This window comes from Mycobacterium sp. UM_WGJ (genome assembly GCF_000455125.1).
In the GTDB taxonomy this organism is placed as follows: domain Bacteria; phylum Actinomycetota; class Actinomycetes; order Mycobacteriales; family Mycobacteriaceae; genus Mycobacterium.
This window is the reverse complement of the sequence record NZ_AUWR01000086.1, coordinates 1-1,164: the sequence shown is the minus strand read 5'-3', so window position 1 is coordinate 1,164 and position 1,164 is coordinate 1. Positions and strand designations below refer to the sequence as shown.

The window sequence follows — 1,164 nt, the reverse complement described above, 5'->3', positions numbered from 1 at the left end:
GGGTAAGTCCCCTGGGGTGGTGGGGTTTCGGGACCGGGGTTGAACTGGGCGGACACGTTCGGGGTGTGTCGTTGCCGGTGTTGGGGTGGGCCATCGCGTAGTGGTCAGTGAGTTACCTACCAAGTGACTCAACAGGAAGACACACGACGCGATGACCCAGGATCATTCTGCCCTGCTTGCTCAGCTCGATGCACTGAAGTCCGCTGATGGCGGCGCGGTGTTTGCCGAGCTGATCCGTGCTGGGCTGCAGGCGCTGATCGAGGCCGAGGCCACTGCTGCAATCGGCGCCGGCCGCTATGAGCGCGCCGATGGGCGCACGGTGCACCGTAACGGCCATCGGCCCAAGACGGTGTCGACCACCTCCGGTGATGTCGAGGTGGGCATCCCCAAGCTGCGGGCCGGCTCGTTCTTTCCGTCGCTGCTGGAGCGCCGCCGCCGCATCGACAAGGCCCTGCACGCGGTCATCATGGAGGCTTACGTGCACGGGGTGTCCACCCGCAGTGTCGATGACCTGGTGGCCGCGATGGGCGTGCAGTCAGGGGTGTCCAAATCGGAGGTCTCGCGGATCTGCGCCGGCCTCGACAAGGAGATCGAGGCGTTTCGGACCCGCAGCCTGGCTCACACGACGTTTCCGTACGTGTTCTGTGACGCGACCTTCTGCAAGGTCCGGATCGGGGCGCACGTGGTCTCTCAGGCCCTAGTGGTGGCCACCGGGGTGTCCATCGACGGCACCCGCGAAGTGCTGGGGACCGCTGTCGGTGACAGTGAGTCTTATGAGTTCTGGCGTGAGTTTCTCGCCTCGCTGAAGGCCCGCGGCCTCGCCGGGGTGCATCTGGTGATCTCTGATGCTCATGCCGGCCTGAAATCGGCGGTGGCCCAGCAGTTCACCGGTTCGTCGTGGCAGCGGTGTCGGGTGCATTTCATGCGGAATCTGCACACTGCGGTCTCGGCCAAGCATGCTCCTGCGGTGACTGCGGCGGTCAAGACGATCTTCGCCCACACCGACCCCGAGGAGGTGGCCGAGCAGTGGGACCGCGTCGCTGACACCCTGGCGGACAGTTTCCCGAAGGTCGCAGCAATGATGGGCGAGGCCAAGACCGATGTGCTGGCGTTCACCGCGTTCCCCAAGGCCCATTGGCAGAAGATTTGGTCGAACAATCCGAT

General features: G+C 64.8%; 1 protein-coding gene. It reads left to right on the top strand.

Annotated elements, in window-relative coordinates; translation table 11 throughout:
- Nucleotides 1-151 precede the first annotated feature (151 nt).
- Nucleotides 152-1,164, top strand: a 1,013-nt coding sequence (locus N416_RS0120060; protein WP_024443882.1) for an IS256 family transposase, incomplete at its 3' end; no start/stop codon positions are given.